At 48.5% G+C, this 19,441-nt stretch carries 20 protein-coding genes; all 20 read right to left on the bottom strand.

Features of this window, described 5'->3' with window-relative positions:
* Positions 1-39: 39 nt before the first annotated feature.
* The 20 genes from VFK44_08605 to floA all read right to left on the bottom strand — a co-directional run bounded on the left by VFK44_08605 (position 40) and on the right by floA (position 19,404).
* On the bottom strand, positions 40-1,179 hold the full coding sequence (locus tag VFK44_08605) for an acyl-CoA dehydrogenase family protein (protein HET7628435.1): 1,140 nt from the start codon (positions 1,177-1,179) through the stop codon (positions 40-42).
* Between the two features lie 194 nt (positions 1,180-1,373).
* The gene (gene rpoD / locus VFK44_08600; protein ID HET7628434.1) at positions 1,374-2,477 is read right to left on the bottom strand and encodes an RNA polymerase sigma factor RpoD; all 1,104 of its coding nucleotides are present in this window, start codon (positions 2,475-2,477) and stop codon (positions 1,374-1,376) included.
* A 22-nt stretch (positions 2,478-2,499) separates the two neighbouring features.
* Entirely contained in the window at positions 2,500-4,317 is a 1,818-nt protein-coding gene (dnaG, locus tag VFK44_08595) for a DNA primase (GenBank protein ID HET7628433.1), read from the bottom strand.
* A gap of 58 nt (positions 4,318-4,375) precedes the next feature.
* On the bottom strand, positions 4,376-4,831 hold the full coding sequence (locus VFK44_08590; GenBank protein ID HET7628432.1) for a DUF188 domain-containing protein: 456 nt from the start codon (positions 4,829-4,831) through the stop codon (positions 4,376-4,378).
* 186 nt (positions 4,832-5,017) lie between these two features.
* Positions 5,018-5,851, bottom strand: a complete 834-nt coding sequence (locus VFK44_08585) for a pyruvate, water dikinase regulatory protein (GenBank protein HET7628431.1) — start codon at positions 5,849-5,851, stop codon at positions 5,018-5,020.
* 74 nt (positions 5,852-5,925) lie between these two features.
* Positions 5,926-6,561: a helix-turn-helix transcriptional regulator gene (locus VFK44_08580; protein ID HET7628430.1), complete on the bottom strand. Its 636-nt coding sequence runs from the start codon at positions 6,559-6,561 to the stop codon at positions 5,926-5,928.
* Positions 6,562-6,592: 31 nt separating this feature from the next.
* Positions 6,593-8,686: a glycine--tRNA ligase subunit beta gene (gene glyS / locus VFK44_08575; protein HET7628429.1), complete on the bottom strand. Its 2,094-nt coding sequence runs from the start codon at positions 8,684-8,686 to the stop codon at positions 6,593-6,595.
* 35 nt (positions 8,687-8,721) lie between these two features.
* Entirely contained in the window at positions 8,722-9,609 is an 888-nt protein-coding gene (glyQ, locus tag VFK44_08570; protein ID HET7628428.1) for a glycine--tRNA ligase subunit alpha, read from the bottom strand.
* A 285-nt stretch (positions 9,610-9,894) separates the two neighbouring features.
* Positions 9,895-10,650, bottom strand: coding sequence for a DNA repair protein RecO (gene recO / locus VFK44_08565; GenBank protein ID HET7628427.1), 756 nt, complete (start codon positions 10,648-10,650; stop codon positions 9,895-9,897).
* Between the two features lie 90 nt (positions 10,651-10,740).
* Positions 10,741-10,908, bottom strand: a complete 168-nt coding sequence (locus VFK44_08560) for a YqzL family protein (GenBank protein HET7628426.1) — start codon at positions 10,906-10,908, stop codon at positions 10,741-10,743.
* A 79-nt stretch (positions 10,909-10,987) separates the two neighbouring features.
* Positions 10,988-11,890, bottom strand: coding sequence for a GTPase Era (era, locus tag VFK44_08555; protein HET7628425.1), 903 nt, complete (start codon positions 11,888-11,890; stop codon positions 10,988-10,990).
* A complete protein-coding gene (gene cdd / locus VFK44_08550; GenBank protein ID HET7628424.1) occupies positions 11,883-12,275 on the bottom strand; it encodes a cytidine deaminase in 393 nt (130 codons plus the stop codon). The genes era and cdd overlap by 8 nt, the downstream gene beginning before the upstream one ends.
* A 21-nt stretch (positions 12,276-12,296) precedes the next feature.
* The gene (locus VFK44_08545; GenBank protein ID HET7628423.1) at positions 12,297-12,671 is read right to left on the bottom strand and encodes a diacylglycerol kinase family protein; all 375 of its coding nucleotides are present in this window, start codon (positions 12,669-12,671) and stop codon (positions 12,297-12,299) included.
* Positions 12,655-13,128 carry an rRNA maturation RNase YbeY gene (ybeY, locus tag VFK44_08540; GenBank protein ID HET7628422.1) on the bottom strand — a complete coding sequence of 158 codons (474 nt, stop codon included), beginning with the start codon at positions 13,126-13,128 and terminating at the stop codon, positions 12,655-12,657. The genes VFK44_08545 and ybeY overlap by 17 nt, the downstream gene beginning before the upstream one ends.
* Positions 13,121-15,298 carry an HD family phosphohydrolase gene (locus VFK44_08535; protein ID HET7628421.1) on the bottom strand — a complete coding sequence of 726 codons (2,178 nt, stop codon included), beginning with the start codon at positions 15,296-15,298 and terminating at the stop codon, positions 13,121-13,123. Before VFK44_08535 ends, ybeY begins: the two co-directional genes overlap by 8 nt.
* Before the next feature lie 36 nt (positions 15,299-15,334).
* Positions 15,335-16,297: a PhoH family protein gene (locus VFK44_08530; GenBank protein ID HET7628420.1), complete on the bottom strand. Its 963-nt coding sequence runs from the start codon at positions 16,295-16,297 to the stop codon at positions 15,335-15,337.
* A gap of 1 nt (position 16,298) precedes the next feature.
* Entirely contained in the window at positions 16,299-17,495 is a 1,197-nt protein-coding gene (gene yqfD / locus VFK44_08525; protein ID HET7628419.1) for a sporulation protein YqfD, read from the bottom strand.
* Between the two features lie 15 nt (positions 17,496-17,510).
* Entirely contained in the window at positions 17,511-17,792 is a 282-nt protein-coding gene (gene yqfC, locus VFK44_08520) for a sporulation protein YqfC (GenBank protein ID HET7628418.1), read from the bottom strand.
* Between the two features lie 190 nt (positions 17,793-17,982).
* On the bottom strand, positions 17,983-18,402 hold the full coding sequence (locus tag VFK44_08515; protein ID HET7628417.1) for a hypothetical protein: 420 nt from the start codon (positions 18,400-18,402) through the stop codon (positions 17,983-17,985).
* Positions 18,403-18,420: 18 nt separating this feature from the next.
* Positions 18,421-19,404, bottom strand: a complete 984-nt coding sequence (floA, locus tag VFK44_08510; GenBank protein ID HET7628416.1) for a flotillin-like protein FloA — start codon at positions 19,402-19,404, stop codon at positions 18,421-18,423.
* Between the last annotated feature and the right edge of the window lie 37 nt (positions 19,405-19,441).

Here is a 19,441-nt window from a genome sequence, read left to right as displayed (position 1 = left end):
ATTGGGTTCAAGAACGAAGGCGATCCCCTTTTTCATTTTCTAACATCCAATTTCGCGGGCAATGACCGTTCGCTGCACTTCCGAAGTACCTTCACCAATTTCCAGAAGCTTGGCGTCTCGAAAGTATCGTTCGACATGATAATCCCTCATGTACCCGTATCCGCCGTGAATTTGCACCGCTTCGCGGCAAATTTCCATACAAATTTCCGATGCGTACAATTTGCACATGGAAGCTTCCTTGCTGAATTTTCTTCCGTTGTCTTTCAGCCATGCTGCCTTATAAACCATTGTACGCGCCAATTCCAATTTCATGGCCATATCCGCCAATTTAAATTGGTTCACTTGAAATTTGGCTATCGGCCGCCCGAATTGTTCTCTTTCTTTCGCATAGCTTAATGCCTTGTCATACGCGGCTTGGGCAATGCCGACAGCCATCGCGCCGATTCCGATGCGTCCGCCGTCCAACGTAATCAGGAACTGTTGAAACCCTTTTCCTCGCTCACCAAGAACATTTTCCCGCGGCACGCGCACATCTTCAAGTACGAGCTCAGTCGTATTGGACGCATGAAGCCCCATTTTTTCATAGTTATCAATGACCTCGAATCCCTTTGCGTCGGTCGGAACAATAATGGCGGTAATTTCTTTTTCGCCGTTCGTTCTGCCGGTAATCGCGGTCATCGGAACGACTTGTGCGTAAGACGCATTGGTAATGAAACATTTGTTTCCATTAATGACCCAATCGCCGTCATCTTCCTTCGCTTCTGTCCGAGTACCGCCAGCATCCGAACCAGCATTCGGTTCCGTTAAACCAAACGCTCCCAACGCTTCTCCCTTACAAATCGGAACCAGGTACTTTTCTTTTTGCTCGCGGGTGCCGAACAAATGCAACGGTGCTCCGCCAAGAGAAACGTGCGCCGAATAGGTGATGCCCGTTGAGCCGCATGCCCGGCTCAATTCTTCGACGACGATGGCGAAACTGATCGTATCTCCCCCGGAACCGCCGTATTCCTCTGGAAAAGGAAGTCCCATAATGCCAAGCTCCCCGAGTTTTTCAAACACTTCTTTAGGAAATCTTTTTTCCTTGTCCCACCGTTCAGCGAAAGGGGCTACCTCTTCGTTGCTGAAATCACGGATCGTCTTTAGAATCAGCTTCTGTTCTTCCGTTAAATCAAAATTCAAATCGTTCTCCTCCAGTTCTGTATCTTCCGACTTCCAGTTATATTATAAAATTAACAATGTAAGCGTTTCAACTTTTTCAAAAGATCTTTCGAATAAGTCTGAAGCCCCCTTGAAACTGATATGGAAAATCAGTACAATAAAAAATAAGAAATTGACGCACAAAAAAAAGTTTACTTCCCTTGGAGAAGTAAACTTTATTCCAAAAAGTCTTTTAACCGTTTGCTTCGGCTCGGATGACGCAATTTTCTTAATGCCTTCGCCTCGATTTGACGGATCCTTTCACGAGTGACGCCAAACACTTTTCCAACTTCCTCGAGCGTCCTCGTTCTTCCGTCGTCGAGGCCAAAACGCAAACGCAACACGTTTTCTTCCCGGTCGGTTAACGTGTCGAGCACATCTTCCAATTGCTCTTTCAGCAACTCATAAGCGGCAGCATCAGAAGGGGCTTGTGCATCTTGGTCTTCAATGAAGTCGCCGAGATGAGAGTCATCCTCTTCGCCTATCGGCGTTTCCAACGAAACGGGTTCTTGCGCAATTTTCAAGATTTCCCGCACCTTGTCCGGCGTTAAATCCATTTCTTTCGAAATTTCCTCCGGCGTTGGTTCACGTCCGAGATCTTGCAGCAGTTGACGTTGAACACGAATGAGTTTGTTGATCGTTTCCACCATGTGAACCGGGATCCGGATCGTTCGCGCTTGATCGGCAATGGCGCGCGTGATCGCTTGACGAATCCACCAAGTCGCGTATGTGCTGAACTTGTAGCCTTTCCGATAATCAAACTTTTCCACGGCTTTAATCAAACCCATGTTGCCTTCCTGAATGAGATCGAGAAACAACATCCCGCGGCCAACGTAACGCTTGGCGATACTTACTACGAGACGCAAATTCGCTTCAGCCAGCCGGCGCTCCGCTTCTTCATCGCCTTCTTCAATGCGCTTGGCCAATTCAATTTCTTCATCGGCCGAGAGCAAGTCGACCCGTCCGATCTCTTTCAAGTACATCCTGACCGGATCGTTGATTTTGACGCCCGGTGGAACGCTCAGATCATTCAGATCGAATTCTTCCTCTTTTGCTGCTTCTGGAGCGTCCGACTCATCTAGCACCTCGATGCCTTGATCGTCCAGGTAGTCAAAAAACTGGTCCATCTGATCGGAATCTTGTTCGAAAGGTGCGAGCCGGTCCGCGATTTCCGCGTAAGTTAGCGCCCCCCTTTTCTTGCCGATTTCGACGAGTTGTTCTTTGACTTGATCGATGGTCAGTTCACCTTGCGCCTCTTGACGGTTCGGTTTTTCAGCCATTCGATCCCCTCCTTCCATTGATTTACAAATACATACCTTTTATTTCTCTCTTTATATGAAGGATCTTCATCGCGATTCGTGCGGCTTCATCAGAATCTCCAGCGCTTTCCGCCGCCTTTCTTTGCCTTTTCATTTCTTCGATCTCAAGCCGCTTCGGATAAGTTCTTACCTGTTGGATGTAATCGTTGATTTCCTGCTCGTTCGCCGGTTCGTTCAAAGGGGTAACTGCTAATTCCGTAACCATGCGGACGAGCTTCTCATTCCCCAATTGATCGATGAAGGCTCCGATATCGGGCGGATTCCCATCCGCGTAATAAGCAAACAAATGTGCGGCAACCGCTTCGTGTTCTTCTACGTGAAAGGCACCGGCAAGTTCCTCCTGCACCCGTTGCGCGATTTCTTCATCCTGGATCATATAAGCAAGCAGCATTCGCTCGGCCTTCAGCGGGGCAGGCAGCAACGTTTGTTTACGCACATGTCCTCTCATATTAACATTGCGATTCGCCTCGGCTTTCATTCCGCTTTTCTTCAACTGCCTGTATATGGCATATTGCTGTTGTTTCAACGCATCAAGAGAAAGAGAAAATTCCTCGGACAGTTGACGCAAATAGTGATCCCGCTCGACCGCTTTCGGCAGCGCAGCAATAACCCGCAATACTTCTTCGATATAACGGAGCTGATCTCCTTCATCATTTAAGTTTTTTCCTTTTCGCATATGATGAATTTTGAAAGCGGTAACCGTTTGGCTCGCCCCGATCACTTCCGTTTGAAAGCGGCTGCCGCCAAATTTACGAATGTAATCGTCAGGGTCAAGTCCTCCCGGAATGGACGCGATCTTAACGTATAAACCGGACTGCTGCAATAATTCGGCGGCTCGCAGCGCCCCGTCAATGCCAGCACGGTCGGCGTCATAACAAATCACGACGGAATCGGCATGCCGCTTCAACAAATGTGCCTGTTCGTTGGTAAAAGAAGTTCCGAGTGAAGCAACCGCCTGCGTGACGCCCGCTTGATGAGCGCTGACGACATCCACGTAACCTTCCATTACGACGGCTTGTTTCGCTTCGCGAATCGATCGCTTTGCCAAATGAAAAGCATACAACGTTTTCCCTTTGCGGAACACTTCCGTTTCCGGGCTGTTTAAATATTTCGGTTGTGCATCCGTGATGACCCGGCCGCCGAAAGCAATGGCCTGACCGCGCGAATCCCAAATCGGAAACATGATACGATCGCGAAAACGATCGAAAATCTTTCCGTCAAATGCCCGCTTAGAAAACAGGCCCGACTTCTCAAGAATTTCCGGAGAAAAATGACGCTTCTCCAAAAAATGAGCCGCCAATTCCCATTCTTCCGGTGCATAGCCGATTTGAAAACGTTCGATCGTCTCATCGGAAAAGCCCCGTTGCTGCAAATAGTGTCTCGCCTTCTCCCCAGATTGGGTTCTCAGCAAACAAGACTGATAAAATTTCACCAACCACTCGTGAATTTCCGCGAGTTTTCGGCGATCACTCGAAGCAATCTGTCGACCGTCATCGACGGTGACGTTCGGAAGACCAATATTCGCTTGATCGGCTAACTTTTTAACCGCTTCGACAAAACCGAGCCCGTCGATTTCCATCAAAAACGTGAATACGTTCCCGCCATTCCCGCACCCGAAACAATGGTAAATTTGTTTGTCCGGGGAAACGGAAAAAGAAGGCGTTCTTTCGTCATGGAACGGACAAAGCCCCATGAAGTTTCGTCCTTGCTTCTTTAAATGAACATATTCACCTACGACGTCCACAATGTCAACGGAATTTCGGATTTGCTCAATCGTTTCTTCAGGAATCTTGTTCGCCATTTGGCGCACCACCGTTTTCGTCGCAAGTGCCTAGTTTATCGTATTCAAGATGACCTGCTCATTTTCCTTCCACCATTGACAAGAAATTTGTCAACGTTTGCCGAAATCGAACGCGGTCTTGCACGGTCATTTTCCCAGGTCCTTTCACTCTCAAACCAGCACGCCGCTGTTTTGCCGACAAATATCGCTGAAACAACGTGTGATTCATGTCATTTTCATCGAAATGTCTTCCTCTCGGGGAAATGACGTGAATGCCTCGGACAGACAACAGGCCGGCCAAACCGTGATCTTGAGTGATCACAACATCATCTCTGTTCGCGTGATTAACGATGTGCAAGTCGACCGATTCCCGTCCCGAATCGACAAATATCCAACTGCGATCCGCCGAATGAGAAACGTGATCGAAAGAAGCAACAAAACGAACTTCAACGTTGAACCGAGCCGCTATTTCTGAAATTTCCTCTTTCACGGGACACGCATCCGCATCCACATAAATCATAAGATCTTTCGTCATATTTCTTATTCTACATTCCTTGAGGGGAATCCTCCCTTTGAAATTTAGTTTTAAAATTTAGAATACTGCTATGTTTTATTAACTAATAGTTATTTTAATCACGAAAACAAATTATAATACATTGAATTCGGTTTAGGCAACCATTCTGCCCATTTTACGCAAAAAAACGTTGAATTTCGAAACGATTCAACGTTTTTTGCCTTCGAGACGATTTCGATATTGATTTAAAATCAAGTTCGCCGTTTCTTCGACCGCTTTGTTGGAAACATCGATTACTTCGCAGCCGATGCGTTTTACAACGCTGTCGAAAAACGAAAGTTCTTCTTCGATTCGTTTTAAGTTTGCGTAATTCGCAGACGAATCGAGACCGAGTGCGATCAGCCGTTCACGGCGTATATCATTCAGTTTTCTTGCGTCGGCACGCAAACCAAAGCATTTATGCTTTGATACTTTAAATAACTCTTCCGGTGGTTCAACTTCAGGGACAATCGGCACGTTGGCCACCTTTATACGTTTATTCGCCAAGTATTGCGAAAGCGGTGTTTTTGAAGTACGGGAAACACCAATCAATACGATGTCGGCTCGTTCTATCCCTCTTGGATCGCGCCCGTCGTCGTATTTAACAGCGAACTCGACAGCTTCAACGCGACGGAAATAATTTTCATCCAACGTATGAACAAGACCGGGTTCATAGCGCGGCTTTTGCTGAAAATGTCGTTCCATCCCCGTCATCATCGGACCAAGGATATCGACGACGGGCACCGCTTGTTCGGTTGCGGCATCGACCAAATGTTGTTTGATTTCAGGAATTACGAGCGTGAACGCGATAAGTGCTTCGTCATTTTTCGCCGAAGTCACGATTTCGTCGACGGTTGGTTTGTCTTCCACGTACGGAGTACGGCGAATATCGATCGACCGGTCGCGGAATTGGCTCGCTGCCGCTTTCACGACAAGCTCCGCCGTTTCTCCGACGGAATCGGATACAACGTAAACGACGCGATTTTTCTTGTGACTATTCATGACATCCTCCTTAAACTCGCTTGTTCCCTTCTATCCCTAGCGAAGGATTCGAAAGCTCTCATCCGCCTCGTCGACTAAACCGGTTCATTCGAGGCGATTTCAACGAGCGCTTTCGTTACGTTTGTCTTCGTAATTCTGCCGATCACTTCAAAATGACCCGGCGATTTCCCCGGTCTAACGACCGGCAACCCGTCGATTTGTTTTTCGATCAACAATTTCGCCACTTCGATAACGAGGTCGTCTTTCGTACACATCGTGATGTTCGGCATGCGCGTCATGATGATGTTTACCGGAATTTTCGCCAAGTCTTGGTTGCCGAGGCTGGCTCTAAGCAAATCTTTGCGGGAAAGAACACCGGCCAGATGGGCATTTTCGTCGACGACGAACAAGGTGCCGACATCTTCGAGAAACATCGTCGTGATCGCATCATAAACGGAAGCGGATTGTTCGACGACGACCGGAATCGACTGGTATTCCTTCACTTTCATCTTTCGGATTTTGTCGGTTAACAATTGGGAGCCTGTTTTTCCAGAATAAAAGTATCCGACACGCGGTCTCGCGTCAAGAAAGCCGGCCATTGTCAAAATGGCGAGGTCCGGACGCAAAGTCGCCCTCGTCAAGCCGAGCCTGTCGGCGATCTGTTCCCCAGTAATGGGTCCGTCATCTTTGACGATTTGCAATATATGTTGTTGCCTCTCGCTCAGTTCGATGATGTTTCACCACCCTTTTTGACGGTTTCCCTTAAAGGACAATGGCGCCAAAATCAGCAAAGGAACGAATCGACCGCGACAATGCCACCATTTGTTTCAACCGGTTTTCACGTAGTTGATGATCTTCCGCCATCACCATAATGTTGTCGAAATACTCATGAATGACCGGCTGCAGTTCGATCAACGCCTCATAAGCTTGCTGCGGATCGTCGTTATTTGCCGCTTCCAATAATTGTTCATCAACCTTGTTTGCCGCCTCGTACAAGGCTTTTTCCTGTTCCGCCGCAAACAGTTCAGGGTTGGCACGTGCTTCGTCTGAATCCGCAATATCCGCTTTCGCTGCGATGTTCGTTACACGGCTCAAAGCTTCGACGAGCGGTTTAAAAGCATCGGTCGTTCTTTTTTTCGTGAGCAATTCCGCTTTGGCGGCCAAATCGGCAACTTGATTGATCTCTCCCGCCAGCACTGCATCGACCACATCGTACGGTATGGTTCTTTCTTGCAGCAATGTGCGAATTCTCGTTGTGAAAAATTCACGCAATTGTTGCGACGCTTCCGAACGTTTCCGATTGAACAACCCTGTTTCCGCATACACGTCCAGCGCTAACCGAAACAAATTCTCGACAGACAAAGCGAACTTGCGCTCCAATAAAATTTGCACGATGCCGAGCGCATGACGGCGCAAAGCGTAAGGGTCCTGTGAACCGGTCGGAATCAGCCCGGCCAAAAAACAGCCGGTAATTGTATCAAGTTTGTCGGCGATGGCCACGATCGCTCCGCAATCGGTCGCGGGAAGTGCATCGTCTTTGAACCTCGGTTGATAATGTTCCCGCACCGCAACGGCCACAAGTTCAGGTTCGCCAAACAAACGCGCGTATTGTTCACCTATGACTCCTTGCAATTCAGAAAATTCATCGACCATATGCGTCACGAGGTCAAATTTGCAAATTTCGGCCGCTCGATCCACAAATCGTTGGGTTTCCGGCGCTATTTTCAATTGTTCGGCGATTTGGTTCGCGAGCCGGCGAACCCTCGCCGTCTTATCCGCCATAGTTCCGAGCTTTTCTTGAAACACAATATGGCTGAGTCGTTTCAACGCCTCGTCGATCGTCGTTTTTTGATCTTCTTCATAGAAAAATACCGCGTCACTCAACCGGGCCCGCAAAACTTTTTCATTGCCTTTGGCAACTTGATCGAGATGGCGATGGTCCCCGTTGCGAACGGTAACGAAATACGGCAGCAATTCGCCGTTTTCGCCTTCGACCGGAAAATACCGCTGATGTTCGCGCATCGAAGTCAACAATACCTCCTTCGGCAATTTCAAAAAAGTTTTGTCGAAGGTTCCATACAACACCGTCGGATATTCGACGAGATTGGTAATTTCGTCTAACAATGACTCATCGATCGGTATATGCCAACTTTCCTCAAGCATCAATGTTTCCAATTGCTCGCGAATCGCTTGCTTTCGTTGGTCAGCGTCAGCAATGACATATTGGCCGAGCAACGCATGCTCATAGTCGGCAGGTTGATGCAATTCGATTTCTTCGCCGAGAAAACGGTGTCCCCGGGTACGGCGCCCCGATTCCACCCCAGTCATCGAAATGGGGACGACCTGCTCCCCGAACAACGCCACCATCCAGCGGATCGGCCGGATAAAGCGAAAGTCGTGCGTGCCCCATCGCATGCTTCGCGGGAAGGACAGCGTTTGAATGACCGTTTTCATTCCCGGCAGCAGCGCTTCCGTTCTTTCTCCTTTAATATATTTTTTCGCAAATACGTACGCTTTGCCTTTTACCTCTTGTACGTACAAATCGTTCACGTCGACCCCTTGCCCGCGAGCGAAGCCGATCGCCGGCTTCGACCATTCCCCGTCCTCGTCCATCGCAATTTGTTTGGCCGGACCTCTCGCTTCTATTTCTCTGTCGGGTTGTTTTAACGGAACCTCTGTGACGAGAATCGTCAGACGCCGGGGGGTTGAGAACGTTCGAATTTCTCCATACGCTAATTCGTTTTCCTCAAACCATGCGGCGCATTTATTTTTCAATTGGTCGATCGCATCAGGCACAAACGGTGCCGGCATCTCTTCCAGCCCGATTTCAAGCAAAAAAGGTTGTCGTTCACTCAACTGGATCCCTTCCTTTCATCCGTGTCATCCGTCACTTAACCGTCACTGTGCGATTGTTCTTGCAACATTGGAAATCCGAGCCGCTTCCGTTCTTCGTAATACGTTTGCGCACATCGTCTCGCCAATTTCCGCGCCCGGGCAATATAACCTGTACGTTCAGTAACGGAAATCGCGCCGCGGGCTTCGAGCAAATTAAAGGTATGCGAGCATTTCAGCACATAATCATAAGCGGGAAAGACGAGATTTTCTTCAAGAGCACGGCGGGCCTCTTCTTCATACATAGAAAAACGCTTGAACAACCCTTCAACGTCGGACACTTCGAACGTATATTTCGAGTGTTCGTATTCAGGCTGCAAGTAAATGTCCTTCCACGAAAAATCTTTGCTCCATTCCAGTTCGTGCACGGAACTCGTGTCCTGGATGTACGTAGCAAGCCGCTCCAATCCGTACGTCAATTCCGCGGAAACCGGCTTCGCTTCCAAGCCGCCCACTTGTTGAAAATACGTAAACTGCGTAATTTCCATGCCGTCTAGCCAAACTTCCCAACCGAGTCCGGAAGCGCCGAGCGTCGGATCCTCCCAGTTGTCTTCAACGAATCGGATGTCATGTTCCAACGGATCGATTCCTAATTGATCCAAACTTTGCAAGTACAATTCTTGAATATTGTCCGGCGACGGTTTCATGATTACTTGAAATTGATGATGTTGGTAAACGCGATTCGGGTTTTCCCCGTAACGCGCATCGGCAGGGCGCCGGGACGGTTCGACATAAGCGACTTTCCACGGTTCCGGTCCGATGCTGCGCAAAAAAGTCATCGGATTCATCGTGCCCGCCCCTTTCTCGACATCATACGCCTGCATGATTAAACAACCTTGTTCCGCCCAGAAATTTTGCAGCGTAAGCATCATTTCTTGTACATTCATCGTGTTTTTCCCTCCATCCATAAAAAAAACCCCGTCCACGCCGGCTCTTGCAGCGTAGGGACGAGAGTTGTACCCGCGGTTCCACCCTAATTACCTCTTCATTTTGAGAAGAAGAGATCACTTTCAATCGCAACATGCTTCGGAATGCCTTCTTCACAGTTTGTATACCCCGCTTTCACCGACCGGGATTCGCTTTGATACCTTAACTGCAAATACTGTTTTCCTTCACGGCATGATCGTTATGCATTTGTTGTGTCGTTATCATACTCAATTTTCCGATTCGTGTCAACTCGTACCCGGATCCATTCGCTCAAGCTGGTCAAGGAACCTTTTCGATTTCATGCGAAGTCCCGAATATTCTTCATAATAATTGTCCAAAATTGTTTTCAACGCTTTCTTCGTTTCCGGTTTCAGTGAAATTTGGCCAAGCCGATTCATAGCAAAGGAGGAAAAGAGCCGAAGCAACTTAACGACGACATCCGCAACCGGCCATGCGCGCGGATCCACGCGTTGACATCGTTCACAAAGCAATCCGCCCTCAACAATGGAAAACAAAAAGGGTCCGTCTCGATGCCCGCAGCGTGAACAGCCATTGAGTTCCGGACGGATGCCTGCAACGTGCAGCATTTTCGTTTGAAAAATAAACATGATAACTTCAGGATCCCGTTCTTCGTCGATGTAATGGAGACATTGGTAAAGCAATTCGAATAAAAACGGATCGGGTGATTGGTCTTCCGTTACCTTATCGAGCAATTCAACGATATAGGAAGCATAGGCGGTTCGATAAAGATCTTCCCGCAACCGGCGGAATGAATCAATCATCTCCCCTTGCCGCATCGTTCCGAGCCCGCTTCCGAGAAAAAATAAATACGAACCGTACGTAAACAACTGGGTAACCGACGCCAAGGTGCTTCTCGTCTTTTTTGCACCGCGGCCAAAGACGGCTACTTTTCCGCCCGCTCTTGTGAAAAGCGTAACGATTTTGTTCGTTTCCCCGTAGTCGACCGTACGGATAACTATGCCTTCGTCTTTCGTCAACAATCTTTCCACCACCGATCGAAAGAAAACGGTGTGACTAACGGTTTCGTCACACCTTTTGCGAATATGAACTATAATGCAAGGTACATAATACTATTCGATCGCCTGAACGGAGCTGGCAGATACTTCGTCTATGGCCGAGTCCGCGTAAACGGATCCATGGGCCTCTTGATCGTTCGGGGCTTGTTCAAGCTGTTTTAATAACAAGTACGTATTGACGTCTCCCGTCATGCAAAACACCTTCCACGTTAAATCCAACATGAACAATTCCACCCTTCTTGTTGTGCGTTCTCTTCCTTAGGTTGGTCGGCCATGGTGAAATCATGTGATGGAATTTTTGTCAATTGTCCCGGTAACCGAAATCCTCCAGCAAATAATCTTTGTTGCGCCAGTCTTTTTGAACCTTCACCCAAAGTTCCAAAAACACTTTCGAACCGAACAGCTTAGCAATATCTTCCCTTGCCCGTTTCCCGATTTCTTTCAGCATTACCCCTTGTTTGCCGATGATAATCCCTTTTTGCGACGAACGTTCGACCAAAATCGCTGCATGAATGATGACGAGGTTCTTTTTTTCCTTTCGTTCGATTTGTTCAATGACGACCGCGATCGAATGCGGAACTTCCTCACGTGTCAAGTGCAGCACTTTTTCCCGGATCAATTCGGCAGCAATAAAACGTTCAGGATGATCCGTCACTTGGTCTTCCGGATAATATTTCGGTCCCGGCTCGAGTACTTTCTCGATCTCACTTGTCAACGTATTCAAATTATTGCCGTTCAGTGCCGAAATCGGGATGATTTCGCGAAAATTAGACTTGCGGCGATAGCTCTCGATGATCGGCAGCAACTCGTCGGGGTGAACGGCGTCAATTTTATTTAAAATAAGAAACACCGGCGTGTCGATCTCATTTAAACGATCGATAATATATTGATCGCCTTTCCCATACCCCTCGCTCACATCGACCAAAAACAAAATCAGATCCACTTGGTTTAACGTCTGGTGCGCGGTTTTCGTCATGTATTCGCCGAGTTTATGTTTCGGTTTATGAATGCCTGGCGTGTCGACAAAGATGATTTGCGAAGTTTCCGTCGTCACAATACCTTGAACCCGGTTACGTGTCGTCTGCGGCTTGTCGCTCATGATCGCGATCTTCTCCCCGACCATGCGGTTCATCAACGTGGATTTGCCCACGTTCGGTCTTCCGATCAACGCGACAAACCCCGATTTAAACGCCTGCTCACTCATGGAGATCCTCCGCGCTGAACGCGCCCGGCAACAATTCGGCAATCGTCAACCGTTCGACGTCCCCTTTGAGATTTGCCATTGTAATGATCATTTGCGGATCGCAAAATTCGGAAAGCACTTGACGGCAAACGCCGCACGGGGGAACGGGACGCGGACTGTCGGCGACGACAGCCATCGCGGCAAACGTCGTTACCCCTTCGGAAACCGCTTTGAAAAGCGCCGTCCTTTCCGCACAGCAACACGCGCTGTATGCAGCATTTTCGATGTTGCAGCCGTGATAAACCTTTCCGTCGGCTGTCTGAAGCGCCGCACCGACCGCAAATTCCGAATAAGGGACGTAAGCGTGCTTCCTTGCTGTCTTCGCTTCTTCGATGAGTGGTTTCATTGTCAAAACGTGATCCTCCTGTTACATGAAGTGATGGAAAAATATCGTCATGGCTACGGCTACCGCGACGCATACCGCCGTCAATACGGCGGCTGCGCCGACATCTTTCGCCCTTTTCGCAAGCGGATGCTCGCCGGGGGAAACCAGGTCGACCAACCGTTCGATTGCCGTGTTGACCAACTCCATTCCGATGACGAAGCCGATGACCCCAAACAAGAGCAACCGTTCGTAATAACTAAAGTTGAACGCAAAAGCGGCACCAAGCACAACAATAGCTGCCGTAAAATGAATGCGGACGTTTCGTTCCGTCTGCAACGCGTACATCAATCCTTCAAACGCCCACTTGAAACAAATAAACAGTCTTGAACGGCGGTTTCGGTTACTTTTCAAGTCCATAGGCCGTCAATAATCCCTTTTGCTTTTCGAACATCCGTTTTTCTTGTTCAACCGTGCCGTGATCGTACCCGCATAGATGCAGGAAGCCGTGCACCGCTAAAAATCCAATCTCGCGCATGAACGAATGTCCATAGTCGTTCGCCTGCCGTTCCGCCGTCTCAACGGAGATGGCAATGTCTCCTAAAGCTTGCGGAAAACGATCACCAACGATCGCCGGCTCGTCCTCGCCTTCCTCTTCTAATGCAAAAGACAATACGTCTGTCGGACGATCGACGCCGCGATACGTTCGATTTAATTCGTGAAGGCTTTCATCGTTCAAGAAGATGACTGAAACTTCGGTGTCTGAATCAATGTTTTCCGCAGCCGCAGCGGCTTCAAGCAAACCGCGTACGACTTCAAAATGCTCGTCGTGCAATGTGCCCGTTTCATCTTGAATATCAATAATCATATTAAGCATGCCCCACTTTTTTCTTCCAATCCACCTCTGGATATTCGATCCGCGAATGGAAAATGCCTTTCAACGTTTCGCATATCGACTGTGCTACCGTATCGAGTTCCTTCAACGTCAATTGACATTCGTCAAATTGCCCGTCTTCAAGGCGTGCCGTAATAATTTTGCGAACGAGCGATTCAATTTTTTCCGGTTTCGGTTTGCTCAACGATCGTGTTGCCGCTTCGACGCTGTCGGCAATTTCGATGACGGCGGCTTCTTTCGTTTGCACCTTCGGACCCGGATAACGAAACTCCGATTCGCTGACGTCGGCTGCTCCTGATTGCAGCGCCTTATTGTAAAAGAACGATAAAAGCGTCGTTCCGTGATGCTGCTCAGCGATATCGACGATTTCTTTCGGCAACCGGTGTTCCCTCAGCATGATCGCGCCGTCGTAAGGATGAGACAAGATGACCGTTCGGCTCAGCTGCGGCGAAATCTTATCGTGCGGGTTTTCCATTCCCATTTGATTCTCGATAAAAAATCGCGGTCGTTTCGTTTTCCCGATGTCATGATAGTATGCCGCCACTCTGGCCAACAGTCCGTTGGCACCAATCGCTTCGCATGCCGCCTCCGCCAAATTCGCCACCATGACGCTATGATGATACGTCCCGGGGGCCTCTGTTAAAATTTTGCGGAGCAGCGGGTGGTTTGGGTTGGACAATTCGATCAACCGCATCGTCGACAAAATACCAAAGGCAACTTCAAAGAACGGCATGAAGCCGAGTGTCAAAACCGATGACAAAAATCCCGCCAAAAAAGCGAATCCGAGACTCAAAACGACATCGAATACGGCAAGCTGACTCGTTTTCAGGAAGAGGAATATCAACACAACGAGAATATTGACGAGCGACACCATCAATCCGGTTTTCAAGATGCGCGGACGAGCATTTCTTTTTCCGATTAACACCGCTCCCGCCAAGCAGCTGAAAAGCACGTAAATCCCGAATGTGAAATTCATGATGGCAAGCGTCGATTCATTGAATAAAATGGACGCACATACCGCAAGCACGAAACTGGTGGTGATCGCCAGCCGTTCGCTGATCAGCAGCCGGATGAGCATCGTTCCGACCGCGGCGGGAACGAGAAAAATCAAACCATGAACATGGAATTCCGACAACAGGCTCGTGATTTTCATCAACAAGAAAGTGACGAACATGACCAACCCGTACATCAAAACGTAGGTGTTGCCGCTCCTGACTTTCGATTCGAGACCGCTCGTTTCATAGCTGACGAACGCCATCAGCAAGAATACAAGAATTCCGAGGCCTAGATAAGGATATGGATTAAAGCTGTCGTCCAACAATCCGGCAACCTCGATTTGGTGGTACATTTGATGGTTGATGACCTGCCCTTTTTTAGCCAGGATTTGTCCTTCCTGGATCAGGACAGGATCGACGGATTCGATCGCTTCCTGTCGTGCCTGTTTCGTTTTCTTCGCATTCAAGACGTAGTTCGGAACGATCAGTTGTTTCGTGATCGCCTCGGCCGCTTTTTTCAGCGACGGGGGAAGGGAAGACTCAGGAAACACTTCGTTGACCGACCGTTTCGCTTTGGCAAGTTCACCCCATTTAATTTGTTTCGCCATGACGGCGTTAAGGGTCGTTCCGGTGATCTCTTTGGCGATCGTCAAGTCAGACGGTTGTGTCGTTACAAGCGATTTCAACGTCGTCTTCGGCAATTCTTCGACAATGTTTTGCGAAAGGTTGCTTTTCAGCAGACTGATTTTTTCTTCTGTTGACACCTTTTCCGTTTCGTTCGTGGTATCGGCCTGTCCACCGTTCGCATCCGTGGAAGACGTGATCGCCTTTTTTTGTTGGGCGATTTTGATTGCGGTATCGTATATGGCGTTCGCTTTTTCGATTTGCACGAGCGCTGTTGTTTGTTTGAACGTATATTTCGGAGCGACAGCTGCGGCCGCTTCGTTTTGTTTTTCTTTCGTTGCTTCACCGTCGACGGTCGTCACAGGGGAAAGAATATCTTCGGGCGCGATCGAAAACGGCCGGATGTCCAGCTTTTCCGGCATGACATTGTCGACCATTGCCAAATACATGACAAAGCCGAGAACAATGTAAATGATCGTTCTCACGGAACGATGATCTTTCATTTCACGCCAACCGAAAATACGTTCTTTCACTTTTGTAGCCTCCTCGCGACAGCGCCTTACTGCGTACTAATGACCAGCCGTCGCGTACGCTTCAATGATTTGTTGTACGAGAGGATGACGAACGACGTCCGATTGTTGCAAATAAACGAAAGACACGTCTTTCACCGGTGCCAAAATTTGTTCGGCCATTTTCAATCCGGACTTGTGGCCTTTAGGCAAGTCGACCTGAGTGACATCGCCGGTAATGACCATCTTCGAGCCGAATCCGAGCCGGGTAAGAAACATCTTCATTTGTTCCGGGGTCGTATTTTGAGCTTCGTCTAAAATAACATAACAATCGTCGAGGGTCCTTCCCCTCATATACGCAAGCGGAGCGATCTCGATCGAACCGCGTTCCACGAGCCTTGCCGTTTGCTCGGCGCCGAGCACGTCATGCAGAGCATCATACAGCGGACGCAAATAAGGGTCGACCTTTTCTTTTAAATCACCCGGCAAAAATCCGAGACGTTCTCCGGCTTCGACCGCAGGCCGTGTCAGGATGATTTTTTTTTGTTGATTCCGTTTTAAGGCGGCAACGGCCATGACGACCGCTAAATACGTTTTCCCGGTTCCGGCCGGACCGATTCCGAAAATAAGATCGTTCTTCTTCATCGCTGAGACATAGTGCCGTTGGCCGAGCGTCTTGACCCGGATCGGCTTTCCTTTCGCGTTCACAGTGATTTCCTCATGGTACAGCTCGAGCAGTTCGTCGAGCAGTTCCTGTTCGCTTAAATTCACTGCATAAATAACATCGCGTTCGGAAATCTTCGTCCCTCTTCTGATTAACGTCAACAATGTTTTCAACACATTTTCCACTCGTTCGCGCTTGCGGGCTTCGCCTGTTACAGAAATCCCCTCGCCGCGCGTGGTGATCGAGACGTTCAGCAGTTTCTCGATCGCTTTCAAATGCGTATCGTTCGGGCCAAACAACTGTTGAGCCTCATTTTGATTTTCGATATGGAGATCGATCCATTTCAAATCATCGGGCAATCTACTCAGTCTCCTTATTGTCGATCAAAGGTTGTTCTGTTGCAATGTTTTCAATGACTGTATAGTACAGGAATACCTTTACTTTACCATTCTCGACCGTTTCGCGCAAAACCTTTTCCGAGAGAATCTTACCGCCGGGACCGATCTTTTGCAGCACGTCGTGTTTCCCGACGCTCCTCGCTTTAGCGACGGCTTGTTTCTTAGAATACGTACGTTTCGTTCGTTTTGTTTCATATAACGTTTCCTTCACGAATCGTATGGGAAGTTCCCATTGCAAAAATTTCAATGGCGTCGTTTTTGTACGTGTGTCGTAATGCCTGAAATCCGGACCGGCAAACCCCCAATACGGGAGACGAAATCCAAATAATTCCAACGACCGCTTCACATAGCTGTTGCCCGTGTGTGTTTTCAACTCGGTCGTTAGCGGGAGGGTCACCTTAGATTCGTACCATGTTTCCCCCCATACTTTCCCCTTCGCCGCCACCCGTTTATTCCTTTCCTCTCCGCCGATGACGCCGGAAATGAGCACGTCCCCTTTTTGAACATAATCTTCGGGTTCGACGACAGGCTTCCCCTTTTCTGCGTAAATGTCGTGAATAATCGCTTCTTTTTCAGCAACAAGATTTCTCGGTGTCAACGCTTTTTCTTTCTTCGGGAGTTCCTTCTCAACAACGTCGAATTGATACGTCGTTCCTTTTATTTTCAAGCTGACCCATGACACTTTTTCAACGCTCGCAGCAATTTCTTGCTGAATGTCTTCCTCCGGCGGCAGTGAAAATATAAATTTTCCCGGTTGTACACCGAGCTTTTGCAGCACTTCGGAAATCTCTTGTTCCGTTTGCGGATCAGCTCCTTGAATCTCCACGCGCCATAACATGTTTGACAACACGAACAAAACAGCAGCAAAAACAATCATGCCGACGACAAAGCCCTTTTTGAAAGACAATCTTCTTATAAAAAATGGAATCCCGCGCCGTTCCACAATATGAAACCGGCAATCGCTATGTTTGAGCAGCGGGCGAATCTCCTTGATTTGGCCAGCAGGCAGCGTGCATTCGATCGTGGACGCATCTCGACTCACAATATTGGAAAGGGTAATGTTGTGTTCAAGACAGCGATTCATAAACTGCTCTGTCCGCCGGCCGCGAACGATGATGCGCACTTGACCGAAAGCCTTGTCCATCCAATGTTTGTCCAACGTATGCTTCCCCCCTCAAACATTCAAAAACTTCACTTCGTCAATCGTTCCTTCCAGCAAAATTTCCTCGGGTAATATCGCTTTTAACACGAATCCTTTCCCTTTAATCAGCAGTTGTCCTTGGTTGAGCATTAACCGCAGTTCTTTATGGGAAAAAGCGAGTACACCTTTATGGTTTTCTATGTAAATGTGGAGTTGTCCGATCATCGTAATCCTCGGCAAATCCATGACAACGTCTGCGGGAAGTTCAACATTGTTGACAAGCCATTGGTTCAGTTTATTCCTCCATTTACCCATGATCGATTCGAACCCCCCTCTTTTTCATCTTTATGAACGACATGGCTCGGCTATCACTTGGTAAAAAGAAAAGTTGGCAGAACGAGGAACACGGGGAAAGCAATAATTTACATAAAAAAAAACTGCCTGCAATTGTCGGTTCATCTCCAACAATCGGCATGCAGTTCACAAGTTGGCAAGTTTATGTCCGTCAACCTCGCCGTTGTTCGTTCGTATAACGGATAATCGCTGGGTGCGGTTCCTTAGCTCTCGGTTTTTCGTTCAACAATTCCCCTATAATGAACCCGTCACGAAGTTGCCGCTTCGATAAATGACGGTAATCCGTCGTTTCATGCGGCCGGATTTTCTCTTGCGAACGTATAGTCGAATGCTCCTCGCTTTCGATCCTGCGATCTCCAGCTTCCTTCCCCGGCTCCGAGAAATCATTGCTGACGAGAATCTCCGTTTGGTCAAGCTGCGGTTTCTCTTCCCCCAAACGCTCGCGCGCGCCTTCCGGCGAAACCGGCGTCGGCGAAAATTCCCTCTTGGTCTCGGCCGAAATCAAATTCTTTGCATAAGAGGCGACAAGACCGATAATAACCAGCACGATGATCCATGTGAATTCGGGCATGCGATCCCCTCCTTCTTCTTACTTCGTATCACCTTCGTCGGACGGTTTCCCTATCGCGGAGCGCATATCCGTATCCGCTTTAATGTTATTGTAATTCATATAATCCATTACACCCATGTTGCCTTTTCTCAACGCCTCCGCCATCGCAAGCGGCACTTGTGCTTCGGCTTCCACGACTTTCGCGTGCATTTCCTGCACTTTCGCTCGCATTTCCTGCTCTTGGGCAACGGCCATCGCTCGACGTTTCTCTGCCTGCGCTTGTGCGATATTTTTGTCGGCTTCCGCCTGTTCCGTCTGCAATCCGGCGCCGATGTTTTTTCCAATATCGACATCACCGATATCAATCGATAGAATCTCGAACGCCGTTCCGGCATCGAGTCCTTTTTTCAGCACCGTCTGTGAGATCAATTCCGGACTTTCCAACACTTTGCTGTGCGTGTCAGAACTGCCGATCGTCGATACGATCCCTTCACCGACTCGAGCAATGACCGTTTCTTCGCCTGCACCGCCGACAAGGCGGTCGATGTTCGCCCTTACGGTGATTCTCGCCTTCGCTTTCACTTCAATTCCATTTCCAGCCACGCCGGAAATAAATGGAGTTTCGATTACCTTCGGATTCACGCTCATCTGGACAGCCTGCAACACGTTGCGGCCGGCTAAATCAATCGCTGCAGCCCGGGCAAAATTAATCTCGATATTCGCCCGATGTGCGGCAATTAACGCATTAACGACATGGTCGACATCACCGCCGGCCAAGTAATGACTTTCCAACTGGTTGATTTTTAAATCAAGGCCGGCTTTCACCGCTTTGATCAATGGATTAATGACTTTCTTCGGGACGACCCTTCGCAAACGCATACCGATCAATGTAAAAATCGAAATGTGCACACCGGCAGCTAAAGCGGAAATCCAAAGCATCACCGGCACGAACGAAAACAAAATGCTTAAAATGATTATGACGATGGCGACGACAATCAATAAATAGATGGTTCCCATGTCCAGACCCATCGGTTTACCCCCTAATTGAATGAATTGTGAA

Source organism: Bacillales bacterium (assembly GCA_035700025.1).
Taxonomy (GTDB): Bacteria; Bacillota; Bacilli; order Bacillales; family DASSOY01; genus DASSOY01.
This window is presented reverse-complemented; position numbering and strand designations above follow the sequence as displayed.